The following is a 2,576-nucleotide window of genomic DNA, read 5'->3' on the forward strand; positions in this document are numbered from 1 at the left end:
CTGTTGTAGCCCTGCTGCGCCTGGGGCAGACCACCAAAGTTGAGGGCGTTCACGAGAGGAGAGGTGTTGCCGTATGCATTCGGCGGCGCGGCAAGGCTTTGCCACTGCGCCCAATCCGCCTTGTACCGGGCCGCCAGGTTCTGCGGCATGGTCGACATCTGGTATGCGAGGTTGTACATGGTGACGATCTGGGTCCGGGTCTGTTCGGCAGTGGTGTAGATCTGCGCCTCTTTTAGTAGGTGCTGCTGCCAGTTGTTGAGTTCGGTCGCCCACTTCTGAAGCTGCGATTCCCCCTGCTCGATCTGCTGAACAGCGTGGGCGCTCTGCGTCGGGTCGTAGACGATACCGGAGCCGAACTGCGCATGCGCAGCAGGCGCGAGCGCGGTAAGGACAGTGAGAATAAGGCCATACATCTTGATTGACTTCATGGTGAATCCTCCGTGGAAGCGGTTAGGGTGAGTGGATAAAGACAGCCGCACGCCTTACATGACGGGCGGCATGTCGTGGTTCTCGTAGGCAGGCAACAGCATGTCCTGGGTGATGTAGACCTTGATCCGATGGCCATTGCGAATCGTGATGCTGGGTGGGATGTTCGTGAAGCGGTCGAGCACGTTCGCACTCGATTGGGAAAGGCTCGAAGCAATGCCGGACTTGTATGCCTCGGTGCCCGATTCGTTGTAGCCTTGGTTGGCATTTGTTGCCTCGGCGGCTCCGGCAACGATGCCCAGCGCGATCGACGCCCCGAATATCTCGACATAGCGGTTGTTGAGCTTGTCCTTAATACCGGTCTCACCCGCCTGATCGAGACCGTGAAACTGGTCGAGATCTACGGAGTATTTGTCCGGCATGAGCATCCGGTGGAAGGTGAGGGCGAGGCGCTTCTGGCCGAGCGCGGAGACCTTCTGCGCAGTGCCCAGGATGAATGTGCCTTCGGGAATCAGAACGTGCTGGCGGTCCTCGCTATAGACGGGATTAGTCACCATGACCTTCACGTCCCCGGCAAACTCGCCATCCAGACGGTCCACCAGAACGGTGTCGATCGTGGTGCCTTCGAAGACCGCGAAGGGCTGGCCATGCGCGGCGTTCAGGTTGACCTCCGGCGCACGCTTGTTGGCAGCGGAAGCAGGCGTAGCCGCGGCTTGTGTAGGAGGGGACGGCGGCAAGCTCGAAGAGCGAGCAGCGGTACTTTCACCAAGGCTGACAGGCTCCGCCGATGGGTGCGAGGCGCCGTCATCGGCGGAGACCAGATTCGACGCAAAACGGGATTTGAAGGCCATCGCCTTCTCCGCGTCAGCGATGGGATCGCGGGGCGGTTCCACCGCAGCGGGCGGTGGCAACTGCGCAGCAGGTGCCGCGACGCCAGCAGGCTGAGAGGTGGGAACGTTGGTTGCGGGCTCATTGATACCGGACGCAGGGATGGTGCCGCTCCGGGCCTGCTGTGCCTGTTGGCTCTGTCGCTGATCCGCGCTCAGGTCCTGTTCCAGCTCCTGAATCTTCCGCTGGTTCACATCGGTCGATGCGGCCAGCGGAGACGATGCACCCTCTTTCGGCGCAGGCTTGGCATGGTTCTTCGAGAACATCACGGCCATGAGGATGAGCACCGCGAGTCCCGCCATGACGTATCCCTGCGCCTGTTTCGGCACGACGCCTTCGGGCCGGACGCGCTTATCGCGCAGTCCGGAGGCGTTGTCGGGTACCGGAGGCGCGGCTTGTAGCTCCGGTAGGGCGGTAGTCTGTTTCTCGTCTGTCATAGCGCCTCCTCTACTGAGCCTTCCGTTGAAAGTCGAGTTTGTGCTTGCCGATCTCGAGATAGCCGTGATCGACGACCGTTGGGATGACATACGTGCCATCCTTCAACTGGAAAGTGATGAGGTCGGGCTTGCCGTCCTTCAGCTCGTAGATCGAGAACTTCTCGGAGGCCGACGACTTGATGTAGGTGAACTTGTCGTCGTGATAGATCGCCGAGACGCCAAAGGGGCTTTCGTTGTGGAAGGTGTAGTCGAACTGCAATGCTTTCGTCGGGTAGTCAGCGCGGAACTGCTCGACAGCAACCGAGGCGCGAGTCTGGGCGATCTGCGCCTGTAGGCGCGCAGCATCGACCTCGCCGGCTGATACGAGCTTGCCGGCGCCGTTGGCGGCGGCAAGCGACGACGGGTCGGACGGCTCGATGACGACCTTGAGATCGGGATCGCCGGACTCGACATCGTCCAGCACGAACGAGTACACCGTGCCCTTGTCGGTAATAAGGTTAAGGTTGGAGTGGATGCCTTCCTTGGCCGGGTGTAGGAAGCAGTAATTGCCTACGGTGTCGATGATCCAGAAGTCCTTGTCGCCGGTGGCGACTTCCAGAATCTTCTCCGTGCCCGGAAGCTCGATCAGGGTGGTGTAGCGCATCTTCGCGCGAACGCTCACGATGTCGTTGGCGTGGTACTTGACCAGGCGAGCGGTGGTCTGCTGGCCGTGGGCCACGGTTGCAGCGAGGCCAAGTAGAAGGGGGATGATGGGTGCAGCAGGGCGCATGAAAATCTCCTTTGAGGGTTGTGGTGAGTTATGCGTTGAGAGGGTTGGGGTAGTCC

General features: G+C 60.7%; 3 protein-coding genes. All 3 read right to left on the bottom strand.

Annotated features, from left to right (window positions below):
• Positions 1–428: hypothetical protein (locus GSQ91_RS25720; RefSeq protein WP_216845260.1), on the bottom strand; the 428-nt coding region annotated here is incomplete at its 3' end.
• 54 nt (positions 429–482) lie between these two features.
• On the bottom strand, positions 483–1,751 hold the full coding sequence (locus tag GSQ91_RS14760) for a TrbI/VirB10 family protein (protein ID WP_158822528.1): 1,269 nt from the start codon (positions 1,749–1,751) through the stop codon (positions 483–485).
• A 10-nt stretch (positions 1,752–1,761) separates the two neighbouring features.
• A partial coding sequence (locus GSQ91_RS14765; protein WP_216845261.1) for a TrbG/VirB9 family P-type conjugative transfer protein occupies positions 1,762–2,576 on the bottom strand: 815 nt, incomplete at its 5' end.

This window comes from Granulicella sp. S156 (assembly GCF_009766105.1).
Taxonomy (GTDB): domain Bacteria; phylum Acidobacteriota; class Terriglobia; order Terriglobales; family Acidobacteriaceae; genus Granulicella.

What these genes read in the sequence shown, in the direction of transcription:
- GSQ91_RS14760 (WP_158822528.1), bottom strand. Translation starts at nt 1,751, where the DNA reads ATGACAGACGAGAAACAGACTACCGCCCTACCGGAGCTACAAGCCGCG.